12 protein-coding genes, 1 tRNA gene and 1 riboswitch are annotated in these 16,457 nt (G+C 73.5%); of the genes, 2 read left to right on the top strand and 11 right to left on the bottom strand.

What is annotated here, in order from left to right; all coding sequences use genetic code 11:
* Nucleotides 1-144: 144 nt before the first annotated feature.
* Complete coding sequence (locus ACIWVC_RS31325) at nt 145-1,800, top strand: glycerol-3-phosphate dehydrogenase/oxidase (protein ID WP_396446202.1); 1,656 nt, start codon at nt 145-147, stop codon at nt 1,798-1,800.
* Here ACIWVC_RS31325 and ACIWVC_RS31320 read toward each other — a convergent pair.
* From ACIWVC_RS31320 to ACIWVC_RS31270, 11 genes are all read right to left on the bottom strand, one after another.
* Nucleotides 1,797-2,603, bottom strand: coding sequence for a MaoC family dehydratase N-terminal domain-containing protein (locus ACIWVC_RS31320; RefSeq protein WP_396446201.1), 807 nt, complete (start codon nt 2,601-2,603; stop codon nt 1,797-1,799). The genes ACIWVC_RS31325 and ACIWVC_RS31320 overlap by 4 nt on opposite strands.
* Before the next feature lie 33 nt (nt 2,604-2,636).
* On the bottom strand, nt 2,637-3,797 hold the full coding sequence (locus ACIWVC_RS31315) for an NADH:flavin oxidoreductase (protein ID WP_396446200.1): 1,161 nt from the start codon (nt 3,795-3,797) through the stop codon (nt 2,637-2,639).
* 20 nt (nt 3,798-3,817) lie between these two features.
* A complete protein-coding gene (locus tag ACIWVC_RS31310; protein ID WP_396454940.1) occupies nt 3,818-4,972 on the bottom strand; it encodes an acetyl-CoA C-acetyltransferase in 1,155 nt (384 codons plus the stop codon).
* A gap of 38 nt (nt 4,973-5,010) precedes the next feature.
* Entirely contained in the window at nt 5,011-5,628 is a 618-nt protein-coding gene (locus tag ACIWVC_RS31305; RefSeq protein ID WP_396446198.1) for a TetR family transcriptional regulator, read from the bottom strand.
* 7 nt (nt 5,629-5,635) lie between these two features.
* Entirely contained in the window at nt 5,636-6,415 is a 780-nt protein-coding gene (locus ACIWVC_RS31300) for an SDR family oxidoreductase (RefSeq protein ID WP_396446197.1), read from the bottom strand.
* Nucleotides 6,412-7,593 carry an acyl-CoA dehydrogenase family protein gene (locus tag ACIWVC_RS31295; RefSeq protein ID WP_396446196.1) on the bottom strand — a complete coding sequence of 394 codons (1,182 nt, stop codon included), beginning with the start codon at nt 7,591-7,593 and terminating at the stop codon, nt 6,412-6,414. The genes ACIWVC_RS31300 and ACIWVC_RS31295 overlap by 4 nt, the downstream gene beginning before the upstream one ends.
* Nucleotides 7,594-7,617: 24 nt before the next feature.
* A complete protein-coding gene (locus tag ACIWVC_RS31290; protein WP_396446195.1) occupies nt 7,618-8,859 on the bottom strand; it encodes a glycosyltransferase in 1,242 nt (413 codons plus the stop codon).
* Nucleotides 8,843-11,737, bottom strand: a complete 2,895-nt coding sequence (locus ACIWVC_RS31285) for a CDP-glycerol glycerophosphotransferase family protein (protein ID WP_396454939.1) — start codon at nt 11,735-11,737, stop codon at nt 8,843-8,845. The genes ACIWVC_RS31290 and ACIWVC_RS31285 overlap by 17 nt, the downstream gene beginning before the upstream one ends.
* Before the next feature lie 228 nt (nt 11,738-11,965).
* Nucleotides 11,966-12,709, bottom strand: coding sequence for a CHAP domain-containing protein (locus ACIWVC_RS31280; RefSeq protein ID WP_396446193.1), 744 nt, complete (start codon nt 12,707-12,709; stop codon nt 11,966-11,968).
* 11 nt (nt 12,710-12,720) lie between these two features.
* Nucleotides 12,721-12,858: riboswitch (cyclic di-AMP (ydaO/yuaA leader) on the bottom strand.
* A gap of 470 nt (nt 12,859-13,328) precedes the next feature.
* Complete coding sequence (locus tag ACIWVC_RS31275) at nt 13,329-15,188, bottom strand: SpoIIE family protein phosphatase (RefSeq protein ID WP_396454938.1); 1,860 nt, start codon at nt 15,186-15,188, stop codon at nt 13,329-13,331.
* A gap of 215 nt (nt 15,189-15,403) precedes the next feature.
* Nucleotides 15,404-16,210, bottom strand: a complete 807-nt coding sequence (locus ACIWVC_RS31270) for a hypothetical protein (RefSeq protein ID WP_396446191.1) — start codon at nt 16,208-16,210, stop codon at nt 15,404-15,406.
* Between the two features lie 171 nt (nt 16,211-16,381).
* Between ACIWVC_RS31270 and ACIWVC_RS31265 the strand changes: the two genes are divergently transcribed.
* Nucleotides 16,382-16,455: transfer RNA gene (locus tag ACIWVC_RS31265), tRNA-Pro, on the top strand.
* Nucleotides 16,456-16,457 lie beyond the last annotated feature (2 nt).

Below are 16,457 nucleotides of genomic sequence, written 5' to 3'. Positions count from 1 at the left end.
CCTGGACCGACCAGCAGCGCCAGGACGGCTACGCCGGCTGGAAGAAGGCCGTCGACCGGACCTACGGCTGGGTCGACCTCGGCTGACCCGGCCCGGCACACCGTCCTCCAAACCCCACCCACGAGCTCATTCCGGGAGATTGCAGTGACATCCGTAGCGCTCGGTCCGCGGTACCGCGAGGACGCCCTGCGCGCCCTCGCCGAGACCGAGTTCGACGTCCTGGTCGTCGGCGGCGGCATCGTCGGCGCCGGCGCGGCCCTCGACGCGGTCTCGCGGGGGCTGTCCGTCGCCCTCGTGGAGGCGCGGGACTGGGCGGCCGGGACCTCCAGCCGCTCCAGCAAGCTCATCCACGGCGGGCTCCGGTACCTGGAGCAGCGCGACTTCGGGCTGGTGCGGGAGGCGCTGCGGGAACGCGGCCTGCTCCTGCACCGGCTCGCGCCGCACCTGGTGCGTCCCGTCCGGTTCCTGTACCCGCTGCGCAACCGGGTGTGGGAGCGGGCCTATGTCAGCGCGGGCGTCGCCCTGTACGACACGATGGGCGGCGCGCGCGCCCTGCCCCGGCACCGGCAGCTGACCCGGCGCGGCGCCCTGCGGCAGGCCCCGGCCCTCCGGCCGGACGCGCTGGTCGGCGCCGTCCAGTACTACGACGCGCAGGTGGACGACGCCCGCTACACGCTGATGGTCGCCCGCACCGCCGCGCAGTACGGCGCGACGGTCGCCACCCGCGCCGAGGTCACCGGGTTCCTGCGCGAGGGCGAGCGCGTCACCGGCGCGAGCGTCGTCGACCTGGAGGGCGGCCGGGAGATCGATGTGCGGGCCCGCCGCGTGGTGTGCGCCACCGGCGTGTGGACGGACGGCGCGCAGGCGATGACCGGCTCCCGGGCGGCGTTCGGCGTCCGGGCGTCCAAGGGCGTCCACCTGGTGGTGCCGCGCGACCGCATCCCGATGGACACCGGCCTGATAACCCGGACCGCGAAGAGCGTGCTCTTCGTCATCCCGTGGGGGCGGCACTGGCTCGTCGGCACCACCGACACCCCGCACGACGAGGGACCGGACGAGCCCGTCGCAGACCACACCGACATCGGCTACCTCCTCGACCAGGCGAACGCCGTCCTGCGGACCCCGCTCACCCACGACGACATCGAGGGCGTGTACGCGGGGCTGCGGCCGCTGCTGTCCGGGGAGATGGACGACACCACGCGCCTGTCGCGCGAGCACGCGGTCGCCGAGCCGGTGCCGGGGCTGGTCGTCGTCACCGGCGGCAAGTTCACCACCTACCGGGTGATGGCGGAGGACGCGATCGACCTCGTCGCCGAGGGCCTGGACGACGCCGTCCCCGAGTCGGTCACCGCCCGGCTCCCGATCCTCGGCGCGACCGGGTTCGAGGTGCTGTGGAACGAGCGGCGCCGGCTCGCCGCCGAGTCCGGCCTGCACGTCGCGCGGGTCGAGCACCTGCTGCGCCGCTACGGGTCGTGCGCCCGCGAGGTCCTCGCGCTGATCGCCGGCACCCCGGCGCTCGGCGCTCCCGTCCCCGGCGCGGAGGACTACCTGTGCGCCGAGGCCGTCTACGCCGTGACCCACGAGGGCGCCCTGCACCTGGAGGACGTCCTCGCCCGCCGCCTGCGCGCGGCGATCGAGGAGTGGGACGGCGGCGTCGCCGCGGCGTCCCGCGTCGCCGAGCTGATCGCCCCCGTCCTGGGCTGGGGCGAGGAGGAGACCGCCGACGAGATCAAGCGGTACGTCCGCCGGACCACCGAGGAGCGGCGCGGCGGCGCGGCGATCGCCGAGGCCGCCGCCTAGGCGAACGCCGCGGTCATCGCGGCGCCCCCGCCCGGCGCCTCGACGGACAGGCCGCCCTCCGGGGAGCCGGCCGCCGTGAACGGCTGCCGCGCGTAGACGGGCCTGCGGGCGCGGAATGACACCTCGCGCACCTTCAGGCCCGCCCGGCGCGGCAGCTCAAGGCACACCACGGCGAGCAGCGGCCCGTGCACGACGAGCCCGCCGTGCCCCTCCACCTGTGTCGCGTACGCCTCGTCGTAGTGGATGCGGTGGGCGTTGTAGGTGAGCGCGCTGAACCGGAACAGCAGCACCGGGTCGGCGGTCATCTCCAGGGTCCACGGTGCGTCGACCCGCGGGGCGTCGAACGACACCTCCGCCGGGCGGGAGGCGGAGCCGCCGCTGCGATAGACGAGGTCCTGCTCCTCGACCGCGATCTCGGCGCCGTCCCGCAGGAACGTGTGCCGGACGGTCACGAACAGCATCTCGCCGCTGCGTCCGTGCTTCAGCGCGGTGGAGGCGAGTTCCGCCCTGCGCGTCACGCTGTCTCCGATCCGCAGCGGCTCGCGGACCCGGAATCGCCCGCCCGCGAACATGCGCCGCCGCTCGGGGACCGGCGGCAGGAAGCGCCCGTCGCGCGGATGGCCGTCCGGCCCCAGCTCGCGCTGCGCGGGACGGTCGAGGAAATGGAGCCACTGCCACAGCGGCGGCAGCTCCTCCCCCGGCGGCTCGGCGTCGAGCAGCCCGGCGAGCGCCGCCGACGGCGCCGCGTCGATGACCTCCGTCTTCTCTTCCGGCTCCGGAGCCCACCCAGCGATATCGATCACGGCTTCATCGTCCCAGCAGCCCGGGTGCGGTCGTCAGGTCGGGATCAGCGGGCAGTGGGTGCCCTTGTAGATCGTCGGGACGCAGTGGTTGCAGTGGGTGCACAGGGACGGCGTGGACGGGTCGGCGGCGATGCGGTTCACCAGGTCGGGTTCGCGGAGCAGCGCACGCGCCATCGCGACGAACTGGAAGCCCTCCGCCATCGCCTTGTCCATGCTCGCGCGGTCGGTGACGCCGCCCAGCAGGATCAGCGGCAGATCGAGTTCGGCGCGGAACCGGCGGGCATGCTCCAGCAGGTAGGTGTCCTGGTAGGGGTAGACGCGGAGGAACCGCTTGCCGAACAGCCGCAGGCCCACGCGCATGGGGAGCTTGTAGCTCGCCGCGAACTCGGGGATGGGCATCGGCCCGCGGAACAGGTACATCGGGTTGAGCAGCGAGCTGCCGGCCGTCAGCTCCAGCGCGTCGACCGTCCCCTCTTCCTGGAGCCTGCGCGCCACGTACAGGCTGTCTTCGATCTCCAGGCCGCCGCGCACGCCGTCCCGCATGTTGAGCTTGCCGGTGATCGCGATGCGGTCGCCGACCTCGTCGCGGACGGCACGGGCGATGCCGAGGGCGACCTTGGCGCGGTTCTCGATGGGGCCGCCGTAGGCGTCCTCGCGCCGGTTGAGGCGGGGGCTGAGGAACGAGCTGGCCAGGTAGTTGTGCCCGAAGTGCATCTCCACGGCGTCGAAGCCGGACTCGACCGCCAGCCGGGCGGCCTCGGCGTGCGCGCGGGTGATGCGCTCGATGTCCTCCGCCGTCGCGACCTTGGTGAAGGCCATGCCGAGCGGGTTGAAGAACCGCCCGGCGGAGATGGCGGGCATCTTGGTGGAGCTCGCGTCGGCGACGGGCCCGGCGTGCCCGATCTGGGCGGACGCGGCGGCGCCCTCGCCGTGCACGGCGTCGGTGAGGCGGCGCAGCCCGGGCACGGCGTCGGGCCGCATCCAGATCTGCCCCCGCTCCGTCCGCCCCTCGGGAGAGACCGCGCAGTACGCGACCGTCGTCATCGCCACTCCCCCGGCGGCGGGCCGCCGGTGGTACTCGATCAGGTCGTCGGTCACCACCGCGTCCGGGGTCATCCCCTCGAACGTCGCGGCCTTGATCACACGGTTGCGCAGCGTCAGCGGCCCGAGCCGGGCCGTTTCGAACACGTCCACCAGAACTCCGTTCCGCCCCGCTAGCACTTCTCGATGATGGTGACGTTGGCCTGGCCGCCGCCCTCGCACATGGTCTGGAGGCCGAAGCGGCCGCCGGTGCGCTCCAGCTCGTGGAGGAGGGTGGTCATGAGGCGGGCGCCGGTGGCGCCGAGGGGGTGGCCGAGGGCGATGGCGCCGCCGTTGGGGTTGACCTTGGCCGGGTCGGCGCCGGTCTCCTTGAGCCAGGCGAGGACGACGGACGCGAACGCCTCGTTGATCTCGACGGCGTCGATGTCGCCGATCGTCATGCCGGTCTTCTTCAGCGCGTACGCGGTGGCGGGGATGGGCGCGGAGAGCATGCGGATGGGGTCCTCGCCGCGTGCGGAGATGTGGTGGATGCGGGCGCGCGGGGTGAGGCCGTGGTCCTTGACGGCCCGCTCGGACGCGATGAGCAGCGCGGCGGAGCCGTCGGAGATCTGGGACGAGACCGCCGCGGTGAGGCGTCCGCCGTCCACGAGGGTCTTCAGCCCGGCCATCTTCTCCAGGGTGGTGTCGCGGCGCGGCCCCTCGTCGGCGGCGACGTCCCCGTAGGGGGCGATCTCGCGTTCGAATCGGCCCTCGTCGATGGCGCGGATCGCGCGCCGGTGCGACTCGTAGGCGAACCTCTCCATGTCCTCGCGGGACAAGTCCCAGTCGCGGGCGATCATCTCGGCGCCGTTGAACTGGGAGACCTCGGTGTCGCCGTAGCGGCGCGCCCAGCCCGCGGAGCCGGCGAAGGGGCCCTCGGTGAAGCCGAGCGGCGCGGCGGCGGTCATCGCCGACGCGATCGGGATCTGCGACATGCTCTGCACGCCGCCCGCCACGACCAGGTCGGACGTCCCGGACAGGACGGCCTGCGCGGCGAAGTGCACGGCCTGCTGCGAGGAGCCGCACTGCCGGTCGACGGTGACGCCGGGGACCTCCTCGGGGAGGCCGGCGGCGAGCCAGCAGGTGCGGGCGATGTCGCCGGCCTGCGGGCCGATGGTGTCGACGCAGCCGAACACGACGTCCTCGACGGCGGCCGGGTCGATCTTCGTCCGGTCCATGAGGGCGGTGAGGACGTGCGCGCCGAGGTCGGCGGGGTGCACCCCGGCGAGCCCGCCGCCGCGCCGCCCGACGGGGGCGCGGACGGCGTCGACGATGTATGCCTCGGCCATGGGGTCTTCTCCTTCGTGCGGGTCCGTCGTGCAGGGGCCTAGCTCGCCTGGATGCCTTCGAGGAACATGGCGAGGTACTGCTTGGCGATGTCGTCGGCGGACAGCCGCCCGCCGCGCTGGTACCAGTTCGCCGCGACCCACACGGTGTCGCGGATGAACCGGTACACGAGGCTCCGGTCGAGGTCGGCGCGGAACGCGCCCTCCTTGACGCCGCGGTCGAGCAGCGACAGCCACATCTCCTCGAACCGGCGCTGCGAGTCGAGGAGGTAGTGGAAGCGCTCGCTGGTCGCGAGGTGCTTGGACTCGTTCTGGTAGAGGACGACGGCGGGCCGGTGCCGGTCGATCGAGCGGAACGACTCGACGACGATGGCCTCCAGCGTGTCGCGGGCGTTGAGCCCGGCGCCGAGGATGCGCTCGTACCCGGCCCACATCTCGTCCAGGAACGTCCGGAGGATCTCGTCGGCCATCGACTCCTTGGAGTCGAAGTGGTAGTAGAGGCTGCCGCCGAGGATGCCCGCGGCGTCGGCCACCTTCCGGACGGTGGTGGCGGAGTAGCCCTGGGAGGCGAACACCTCCGCGGCCGTGGCGAGCAGTTCCGCCCGCCGCTCCGCGCGGGCGGCGGCGGTGCCCTCGGCGTCGCGCCGTCGTGGACTCATGTGCTTCCTATGCGTGCTGGGAGGAGACGGAGACGACCTCGCCCGTCATGTACGAGGAGTAGTCGCTGGCCAGGAAGACGATAACGTTGGCCACCTCCCACGGCTCGGCGTAGCGCCCGAACGCCTCCCGGCGCGTCAGCTCCTCCAGCAGCTCCTCGGAGGTCACCTTGACCAGGTGCGGGTGCATGGCGAGGGACGGCGAGACCGCGTTGATCCGGACGCCGAAGTCCGCGGCCTCCAGTGCGGCACAGCGGGTGAGCGCCATGACGCCGGCCTTGGCGGCGGCGTAGTGGGACTGGCCCTTCTGCGCCCGCCAGCCGATCACCGAGGCGTTGTTGACGATGACGCCGGAGCCCTGGCCGCGCATCATGCGCAGCGCCGCGCGCGTGCAGCGCATGGTGCCGTTGAGGGTGATGTCGATGACGCGGTCCCACTGCTCGTCGGCCATGTCGACCAGGTCGGCCGTGCCGCCGAGCCCGGCGTTGTTGATCGCGACGTCGACGCGTCCGAACCGCTCGGCGGCGAATGCGTAGAGGGCCCGCACCTGCTCCTCGGACGTGACGTCGCAGGGCTGCGCGGCGACGCGGCCGGCGCCGAACTCCTTCTCCAGCTCCCGCGCGGACGCGGCCAGCCGCCGCTCGTGCGCGTCGGAGACCAGGACGCGGGCGCCCTCCTCCAGGCAGCGGCGGGCGGTGGCGCCGCCGATCCCGGCCCCGGCCGCCGCGGTGATGACGACGGCGCGGTCCTTCAGGAGGCCGTGCCCGGGGACGTAGGGGGGCGGCGTCATCCGCGTGCCTCCTTCGGGAGCCCGAGCACCCGCTCGGCGATGATGTTGCGCTGGATCTCGTTCGACCCCGCGTAGATCGTGTCGGCGCGGGAGAACAGGAAGAGCCGCTGCCAGTCGTTCAGGTCGTAGGGCTCGCCGTCCGCGACGAGGCCGGCGGCGCCGAGGACGTCCATGGCCAGTTCCCCCAGCTCGCGGTGCCAGGTGCCCCACACGAGCTTGGAGATGGACGATTCGGGGCCGGGCGCGCCGGCGGCGACGCCGGCCATGGTCCGCACGGCGTTCAGCCGCATGATCTCCAGGCCCATGTACGAGCGGGTCAGCCGGTCGCGCAGCAGCGGGTCGTCGATGGCGCCGGTGCGCCGGGCGAGGTCGGCGACGCCCTCGAACTCGCGCCGGAACCCGACCTGCTGGCCGAGGGTGGCGACGCCGCGCTCGAACCCGAGCGTGGCCATCGCGATCCTCCAGCCCTCGCCGGGCGCGCCGACGATGTTGCCGGCGTCGGTGCGGGCGCCGTCGAAGAAGACCTCGTTGAACTCGGAGGTCCCGGTGAGCTGGACGATCGGCCGGATGTCCACGCCGTCCTGCCTCATCGGGACGAGCAGGTACGACAGGCCCTTGTGGCGCGCCGACCCGGGCTCGGTGCGGCAGACGGCGAAGCACCAGTCCGCTTCGAGGGCGAGGGACGTCCACACCTTCTGGCCGTTGATCACCCAGTGGTCGCCGGCGAGCTCGGCGCGCGTCTGGACGTTCGCGAGGTCGGACCCGGCGCCGGGCTCGGAGTAGCCCTGGCACCACAGCTCTTCGACCGCCGCGATGGGCGGGAGGAAGCGGGCCTTCTGCTCGTCGGTGCCGAACGCGATGATCGTGGGGCCGAGCAGGTTCTCGCCGATGTGGTTGACCCGGGCGGGGCCGTCGGCGAGCGCGTACTCCTCGTGGAAGATGACCTGCTGCTCGACGGTGGCGCCGCGCCCGCCGTACTCCGCCGGCCAGCCGAGGCACGTCCAGCCGGCCGCGGCCATGTGGCGCTCCCAGGCCAGCCGCTCCTCGAACGCCTCGTGCTCGCGTCCGGGCCCGCCGAGCCCGCGGGCGTGCGCGAACTCGCCCTGCAGGTTCGACCGGAGCCAGTCGCGGACCTCGGCGCGGAACTCGCGGTCCCGCGGCGACTCGTTCTGGTTCACGCCACGGACTCTACCAAACAGTTGTTAGAAAGAATCACTCCCCAGCGCGGGTTCGGCCTCCCGTCCCGCCGCCGGCCGGGCGGCCGGCCCGGCCGCCCGCTCCGGGGAGGCCGGCGGCAGGTCCCGGTGGAGCAGGTCGAACAGCCGGTCCCAGCGGGCGAGCACGGCGTCCGGGTGGAACCGCAGCACCGAGGCGCGGGCCTCCGCGCCCAGGGCGCGGCGCGCCTCCGGGTCCTGGATGAGCCGTTCCAGCGCCGCGGCGAAGGCGGCCGTGTCGCCCGGCTCGACCAGGACGCCGCCGCGGTCGTCCTCGATCAGCGCGCGGACGCCGGGAGCGCAGTCGAACGCGACCGTCGGCAGCCCGTACGCCATGGCCTCCAGCACCGACATCGGGAAGCCCTCCGCCCGCGACGGCAGCGCGAACACCGACGCCTCGGCGAGCGCCTCCCCGACATCGGCGACCACGCCCCGGAACTCGACCGACTCCATCCCGGCCGCCCGGGCGCGCAGTTCCTCCTCGTCCGGGCCGCTGCCGTAGATGCGAAGCCGCCACTCTGGACGGCGCGCGGAGATCGGCTCCCACGCCTCCAGCAGCAGATCCACGCCCTTCTCGTAGGAGAGGCGCCCGACGCAGGCCACCACAGGAAGGTCCAGCACGGGGTTGACGGCCGGGGTGACGTGCAGCGGGTTCGGGATGTAGTCGACGTTGGTCATGCCGTCCCGGGCCCAGGCGTCGGCGTCCTCGGCGGTCAGGACCAGCATCCGGTCGGCGTCCGCGTAGTGCTCCTTGACCCTGCGGTACCGCGTCGACCTGCGGGTGGCCCCGTAGGACTCATGGCTCATCGCCACGACCCGCAGCCCGGCCGTGTCGGCCAGCCGGACCCACTCCATCGCCCACACCTGCGCCACGATGATCACCGAGCCCGGCCGGGCGGCGGCGAACAGCTCCGACAGCCGGGCGGCGCCCCGCCGCTGGGCCGCGGCCCGCCGCCATTCCCGGGCGCGCGCCACGGCGTTCAGGTGCTGCACGGGCTTCACCGGGCGCCACGCGATGACCGGCGGCCGCCACTCCCGGTGCAGCACCTCGACGGCGTAGGAGCCGTCGCGCCCGTGGTGGCAGGGCTCCGCGCTGCGAGTGATGCCGATGAGCGTGACGCGGTCCCCGCGCCCGGCCAGCAGCCGCGCCATGTGGTGCGCCCAGCGCTGGAGCCCGCCCATCTCGTCGGTGTTGTTGCACACGATGAACACGTCACGCGGTGCCGCCATCGCCCCTCCCCCTCCGGCCCGGCCGTGCGGCCGGGAAGTAGCGGTCCACCACCGTCCGGGCGGCGGTGCCCCGGTCGTGCTCGCCGAAGCGCGCGGCGAACGCGCGGCGCCGGGCCGCATGGGCGGCGTCCACCGCGTCCAGGCCGGCGAGCGCGGCGACGAGCTCCTCCTCCGTGCGCGTGATCGGCCCGGGCCCGTGCAGGTCCAGGTCGAAGTAGCCGGCGGTGCGGTCCCGGCCGTCCGGGAGGTGCAGGATGATCGGCCGGTCCAGCAGCGCGAAGTCGAACATGATCGAGGAGTGGTCGGTGACCAGCGCGTCCGCGAGCAGCAGCAGCGGGGTGACGTCGGGCACGGCGCCGACGTCCCGCATGACCGCGCGGGCGCCGGGCGGGACGTTGGCCCGGCACAGGTAGTGCGGCCGGACGAGCAGCACGTACTCCTCCCCCAGCTCCCGCGCGAACACGTCCGGGTCGACGGGCGGGTCGAGCAGCTTGACGGGGCGCCCCTTCGGCCCGGTGGCGAACGTCGGCGCGTACAGCACGGCGCGGCGCCCGCCGTCCAGGCCGAGGGACGCGCGCAGCGAGGCGACCTCGGCGGCCAGCTCCGGATCGCCGTCCACCCCGTTGACCAGGGGGTCGTTGCGGGGGTAGCCGGCCGGGAGCAGCTCGGAGCAGACCCCGAGGCCCGCGCACAGCGTCTCGGCGTCGTGCCGGGAGCGCACCAGGAAGCAGTCGTAGCGCTCCACCATCCGGCGCAGCCGGTCCCGCTCGGCGGCCGGCCCACTCTTGAGCCGCGGCCGGTCGAGGCCCATCAGCTTGAACGCCGACCCGTGCCAGGTCTGGATGTAGGTGGTCTCGGGACGCTTGCGCAGTCCCTCCGGGAAGCCCTGGTTGTCCACCCAGAACCGGGCCCGCGCCAGCGCCAGGAAGTACGCCCACGAGCCGCGCCGGACCAGCACGGCGTCGTCCGGGAACCCCTTCGGCGACGACGCGTACGCCCACACCGCCGTCACCGGCCGGCCCGTCCTGCGCAGCTCCCGGTAGATGTACTTCGGGTTGTCCGAGTAGTGGCGGCCGAGGTGGCTCTCGAAGACCGCCAGGCCGGGCCGGACGGGCAGCCGGCTCAGCACCCGGTTGAACACGGCGATCTTGGTCTTGCGGGCGGTCAGCCGGCGGCGCACGCTCGTCCCGATCCCCCGGGCGCGGCGCCAGGCGAGGCGTCCCGCCGGGGAGCGGGCGGCGCGCAGCGCGGCGGCCCCGGCGAGCCGCGCCCACGGGCTCGCCGTCTCCAGCGCGAAGGCCAGGTGCCCGCCGTCGGTGACGTAGGAGCGGAGCCGGTCCGCGGCGATCCGGGTCAGCCGGGGCCGGACGGGCAGGCCGACGCCCGCCAGCGACGGCGACCCGCGGCCCTCGCCGAGGCGGGTGACGATCTCCTCGCCGTCCGCCCGGACGCGGAGCCGCACGTCCCAGACGGGGTCGATGAACCCGACCGGCCGGATCCGCCGGGCCGGGTCGAGCTCGGCGCGCCACGCCAGCCGCTCCCCCTCGTGCCGGATCGCGGCGCGGGCCCGCGCCTTGCGCGCGCGGCGGCGCCGGTCGCAGAACTCCAGCGTGGCGGCCAGGTCCGCGTCCGGGGGGATCCGGCCGAGCGGGTTCAGCACGTGCCCGGCCAGGTGGAGGCGGCCGCCCCGCATCTCCAGCCGCGTCACCGTGTTCGCCGGGCGCACGTCCTTCAGCGGGCGGACGTGGAAGCCGAAGCCGGTCACGTCCAGGACCCGGCGGCCGAGGCTCCCCCGCGGCCGGTGCGCGCCCCAGAAGACCCGCCCGTCCCGCTCCACCAGCCGCGCGCGCAGTTCGGGCCGCTCGGCGGGCCGGTACTCGGCGGCGGCGAGCGCGGCCGCGTGGTCCCCCTCGCGGATCAGGTACGCGGCGATCGCGGGCATCGGGTTGGCCAGCTCGAAGACCCGCGGGTCGAGCTCGGCCAGGTACGCGGCCGCGAGATCGAGGAAGCGGTCCCGGTAGCCGGCGTCGCGGTCGCGCAGCTCCCGCAGGTAGAGCAGCAGGTCGTGGTTGACGAACTTCACGTCCTTGGCGCGCCGCAGCTCGTGCGCGCCGCGCAGCGTGAACAGCATGTCGATGCGCCGGTGGATCTCCAGCCGGTCGGCGAAGTTGGCCAGCTCGGCCCGCCGGTTGGAGATCGACGGCGCCGCCGTCCGCTGCCGGACGTGCCAGTGGTAGACGCGGTGCGGGATCAGCGCGGTCCGGCGGGCCGCCAGGTACGCCTCGGCGGTGAACAGCAGGTCCTCGTAGTGCAGCCGCTCGACGAACCGCAGCCCGTGCTCCTCCAGGAAGCCGCGCCGGTACGCCTTGTTGGTCGAGAGCGTGTCGTAGAGCAGGTCGGGGTTCTCGGCCAGGGACCCGTAGACGGCGCTGTTCCGGTAGAGCCACGGATACCAGGGGCGGATGCGCCCCTTCGCGCCCTCGGGGACGTCCAGGAAGATCCGGTCGCACAGCCCCGAGACCAGGTCGGCGCCGGTGCTCTCGGCGGCGGCGAGCAGGTTGAGGCAGGCGTGCCGGTCCAGCAGGTCGTCGCTGTCGAGGAACATCAGGTAGCGCCCGGCCGACGCCTCGATCCCGGTGTTGCGGGGACGGCCGCAGCCGCCGGAGTTGGCCGGCAGGTGCACGGCCCGGACCCGTCCCGGATGCGCGGCGGCGAGCCGGTCGGCGACCTCCCCCGTGCCGTCGGTGCTGGCGTCGTCCACGATCACGGTCTCCACGCCGCCGAGCGACTGCGCCAGCGACGAGGCGACCGCCCGGGGAAGCCGCCGGGCGTCGTTGTAGGCGATCACGACCACGCTGACATCCGGGCGCAGCCGCATGGGCATCCCTCCCGTTCCGCCGGGGACCGAGCCGGGCGCCGCGGGGCGCCGGCCGGACGCGCGTCCGCCAGGGATTCCTTTCCTGGAAAGCCTCAGTGAGGTCCAAGAGGGATCAAAGGCTGTCAACGCTTCGCATTACCCGACTTCACCGGAGACATGGGGGCAGACCGCCCGGAAAGCCCGAAGGCACCCGGCCGGGGAGCCGGGCGCCTTCGGGTGCGGGGAGGGTCAGGAGGCGTAGTCGGGGTAGCCGTAGCCCACGATCTGCGACTTGTCGCGGATCTTCTTCTCCACCTCGTTGTTGCTGTTGCCCTCGATGGTCTTGACCTTGCCGCCGCCGTTGTCCTTCACGACGAGGCCGACGTGGTCGATGTCACCGATGCCGCCCTTGGAGCCGTTCTGCCAGTCGAAGAACACGACGGCGCCCGGCTTGGGCTTGTGGCCCCAGCGGTCGGTCTTCTTGAACCAGCTGGCGTGCTGGACGGTGTAGGCGTCCCAGCCCATGTTCTTCACGCCGGTCTGGGCGCCGAGCCAGGAAACGAACATGTCGCACCACTGGGCGCCGTTGTAGGCCTTGACCGAGAAGCCGCCGTCGCGCTTGGCGGTGGCCTTGGCGTGCGGGGTCGAGACGTACCACTTGTGGAACTTGGTCTGACCGCCCTTGCCCTCGCTGATGCCGACCTGCTTCTGGGCCAGCTTGATGACCTCGGACGGCTTCACGTCGCGCGGCGGCACCTTGTAGCCGGCCTCGCGGGCCTCGGCCGCGCTCGTCTTCGCGGACGTCTGCGAGGCGGCGGCGCCCTTCGCGGCGGCGGCCTGGGCGGGCGCGTCGGCCGCGGCGCTGCCACCGGCGAGGGGGTTCAGCACGGCGAGCCCGACGGCGCCGGCGAGGACGGCCCCGACGGCGGCGCCGACGGCCTTGTCCTCGGACGAGAAGCGGTTGAGCGAAAGTCGATCGAAACGACCGGACATGCAGGGAATCTCCTTGTCTTCCATGGCGCCTACCGGGTTAGCTGACGGATTCGGGCATGGAAGCAGCCCTACGGCGCGGCTCTGGACGCGCCGATTCACCCCTGGAACGTTGGGTCCCCGGCTCCGTCCGGTCGTGGCGACCGGGACGGACTCGGCCTCGCACCGCGGACGCGGTGCTGACTATTCGGATTTGCCTCAGCGACTGGTCTCGGTGAGGGGGGCGCGCATCGTCTGGCGCGCATCGCGTGCGGGTGCCGCTCCGCGATCATCGGCCGCACTGGGCGCGGCCGGCGGCAACGCATGGGGCGCGCTGCGGGATTCGGATAGAAGGTAGCAACCTTCTCAAGAAAAGCAAACCAGGCACAAACCTCGGTTATGCCCGCTCAATGCCCTTCCAAGGATTCACCAACAGCGTCCGGCCCCGGGGTGTTCCCGATCTTTCCCCGACCGGCCCTCAGCCCTTTGCCCATGGGACTTACCGGCCGATGAGCAAAGGGTAAAGAACGCTCACCGGGCGAGGGCCGGCGCCCGGCGGACCGCCGCGCGCCGGCCCTCGCCGCCGGTCACTATGAGTCGTACCTCACACGGGCGCCCCTCGCGGGCGGGCGCGTGGGGTCGGTCACTCGACGAGCAGGGCGAACAGGGTGGTGTCGTCCGCCGCCCGGTCGAACTCCATCCGCGCCAGCACCTCGTCCAGGGCCAGGTCCGGGCGCAGCGAGGAGTCCTGCAGGATCTCGGTGAGGCGGCCGATGCGCTCGTCCAGGTCCGCGTCCCTGCGCTCCACCAGGCCGTCGGTGTAGAGGAACAGCAGGTCCCCCGGGTGCAGGCGGGTGGTGATCGTCGTGTACTGCCAGGGCATCGCGCCGAGCATCGGGTCGCGGACCACCTCCAGCGGCGCCGCCCGGCCCTCCCGCACCAGGATCGGCGGCGGATGGCCCGCGCACGTCCACGCCAGCACCCGGCGGGACGGGTCGAAGTGCGCGACGATCGCCGTGCCCGTGGCGGGCGGGTCCATGGTGCCGACCAGCTCGTTCAGCCAGTCCACCAGCCGTCCCGCCGGCTCGCCCGTGCAGGCGAGGCCGAGCAGCCCGTTCCGGGTCCGCGCCATCGCCGCCGCCGCCGGGAGCCCGTGCCCGGCCGCGTCCCCGATGGCGAACAGCCCCCGGCCGTCCGGCAGCGCCCGGGTCGCGAACCAGTCCCCGCCGATGCGGGCGGTGCTCTCCGCCGCCAGGCTCCGGACCGCCATGCCGAGGCCCGGCAGCTGCTCCACCTCGTCCTCGTCCGGCAGGATCGCGCGGCGCAGCGTCACCGCCACCTTCCGCTCCTGCGCCGTCCGCGCCTGCTGCTTCAGCATCTGCCGGCGGGTCTCGGCGAGCGCCCGCTCCACGCCGCGCCGCCGGGTGATGTCCTGCGAGACGACATTGATCGAGATCGGCAGCCCGGAGTCGCCCAGCACCGGCTCGGCGAACAGCCACAGATGCCGCGGCGTCCCGTCCGGCCCGATCACCCGGTGCTCGGCCTCCACCGGCTCGCGGCGGGAGAACATCGTCTGGACGGCCTCCTCCACCAGCGGGAGGTCGTCGTCCGCCACGGCCTTCGGCAGGTCGTGCGGCATCGGCGGCACGTCGTCGGGGCCGAGGCCGTAGTTGGCGCGCATCTGCGGCGTCCAGTCCGCCTCGCCGGTGGCCAGGTCCCACTCGCCGAACCCGATCAGCGCCAGCCGCTCCACCCGCTCCAGCCGCCGCGCCACCCGGTCCTCGGCGAAGTGGTACCGCCACGTGACGCACACCCCGGTCGGCACCCGGACGCATCGCACGCTCATCCGGGACGACCTGGACAGGCCCCCCTGGGCGGTGGAGTACATGAACGAGGGGCGCTCCATCGGCGTCCCGGTCTCCAGCACCCTGGTGTACTCGTCGAAGAGCCCGCTGAGCGCGGCGCCCGGATCCGTGCGCAGCAGCCGCCGGCCGGTCAGCTCCTCCCGGCCCCGCCCGAACATGTCCCGCGTGGCGTCGTTGAGATCGGCGTAGAGGAAGTCGGCCACGGCCCCGTCGGGCCCCCTGACCGGCACCAGGTGGGCGCAGGAGTCGAGCGTCCCGTCCAGGAGCGCCCGCGCCACCGGATCGTCGCCCGCCTCGGCGAGGATCTCGGCGTCCCCGGAGGTGTCCTCGGCCGCCACCCGGCGCAGGACGTCCTCGGCGTCCGACAGGACGGCCTGGCGCTCGGCCGTGCCGCCCTCGGCCCGCGGCGCCCTCCGGTCCGCGACCACGGCCCCCACCGGCCCGCCGCCCCCGTCCTTGACCAGCACGGCCGCCGCCTCGGCGAGGTCGATGTCCAGATCGCGCGCGAGCCAGATCAGATGCTGCAGGGCCTCCCCCGGCGGGACGCCGAGCCGCCGGGCCAGCACGACCCGCGCCTCGGACAGCACCGCGCGGTCGTGCGCGGCGCCCCGCAGGTCCTCAAGGTCCGCAACGTGCACCCCGGGCTGGGTGCCCTCCGGTTCCGCCAACCCTGTGTCCCCCGTTCGGCGTCACTGCCCCTGGGAGAAAAAAGCTACATACGCCAGCGAAGGACTATTCGCCCATAGCCTGGTAAACAGTCCATATCTTTGCCCCGGTTTTCCGTTCCCGCCCGGACTCCACCGCTTCCGATGACCCACTCCGGACGGAACCCTTCCCGACCCTGTGACGCCCGTCACGCCGCCCGATAGACGTCCCTGGTCAGCGCCGTGATCCGCTTGGCCGCGGCCCGGAACGACGACCCCGCCGGCTGCAGCGTCAGCACCACGACGATCTTGTTCCCCACCACTCCCGTCGTGTGCAGCACTGGCCGCCCGAGCCCCAGATCGGGCCGCCACGCCGCGGGCCGCACCCCGCTCCCGCACGGCTCCGCCGGCACGTCCCCGAACCCCGACCACCCCTGCTTCACGGCCCACGGCCGCTTGATCGCCCGCGGGATCCCGAACGTCTGGTCGAACCCGTCCTTCCCGCACGGCGTCGACCGCCGCAACTGCGCGAGCACGAACTCCCGGTGCGCGCCCGGCGCCTTCTCCAGCAGGTACCGGTAGGTCTTCACCACGTCCCGCGCGCTCAGCGCCGTATACCCCCAGAACCCGGGCTTCTCCCTGGGCGGCGGCGCCGTCTCCTCCAGCCCGATCCGCCGCACCATCCGCTCGATGATCTTCCCCTGCCCGCCCCGCCGCCAGAACTCCGTCGCCGCCCGGTCGTCGCTCTCCCGGAGCATCGGCACCAGCAGCTCCCGGTCCGCCGCCGACACCCGATGCCGCTCCAGGTAGTCCAGCGCGATGAGGATCTTCACCACCGAGGCCGACCGGAACGTCCGCCGCGCCTCCCGCTCCAGCACCACCCGCCGCGCCTTGCGGTCGAACACCACATAGGAGGCCCGGACCCCCGCGGGCACCCGCACAACGGGCCGAGCCGACTCGGTCGCCTTCGGCGCCTCCGGCGTCTCCGACCCTTTCGCCGCCTCCGGCTCGCTCACCGGCCGCGCCCCTCCCCCGCACCCGGACACCACCCCGGCGCACACGACCCCGGCGAGCAAGCCCCGCAAAGACACCATCCGCCTTGCCTACCAGAGATCACCGCGCCCGTAACCCGGTACGCACGACCCCGCGGACTGCGCTACAGTAATCAGGCCCGCTCCGACGGGCACCGGGACGTGGCGCAGTTTGGCAGCGCACTTGACTGGGGGTCAAGGGGTCGTGGGTTCAAATCCCGCCGTCCCGACA

This window comes from Actinomadura sp., from assembly GCF_044508335.1.
GTDB lineage: Bacteria > Actinomycetota > Actinomycetes > Streptosporangiales > Streptosporangiaceae > Spirillospora.
Note: the sequence above shows the minus strand (reverse complement) of the source record. Positions and strands in the feature narration are given on the sequence as shown.

What these genes read in the sequence shown, in the direction of transcription:
- ACIWVC_RS31300 (WP_396446197.1), bottom strand. Translation starts at nt 6,415, where the DNA reads ATGACGCCGCCCCCCTACGTCCCCGGGCACGGCCTCCTGAAGGACCGC.
- ACIWVC_RS31290 (WP_396446195.1), bottom strand. Translation starts at nt 8,859, where the DNA reads ATGGCGGCACCGCGTGACGTGTTCATCGTGTGCAACAACACCGACGAG.
- ACIWVC_RS31305 (WP_396446198.1), bottom strand. Translation starts at nt 5,628, where the DNA reads ATGAGTCCACGACGGCGCGACGCCGAGGGCACCGCCGCCGCCCGCGCG.
- ACIWVC_RS31280 (WP_396446193.1), bottom strand. Translation starts at nt 12,709, where the DNA reads ATGTCCGGTCGTTTCGATCGACTTTCGCTCAACCGCTTCTCGTCCGAG.
- ACIWVC_RS31285 (WP_396454939.1), bottom strand. Translation starts at nt 11,737, where the DNA reads ATGCGGCTGCGCCCGGATGTCAGCGTGGTCGTGATCGCCTACAACGAC.
- ACIWVC_RS31310 (WP_396454940.1), bottom strand. Translation starts at nt 4,972, where the DNA reads ATGGCCGAGGCATACATCGTCGACGCCGTCCGCGCCCCCGTCGGGCGG.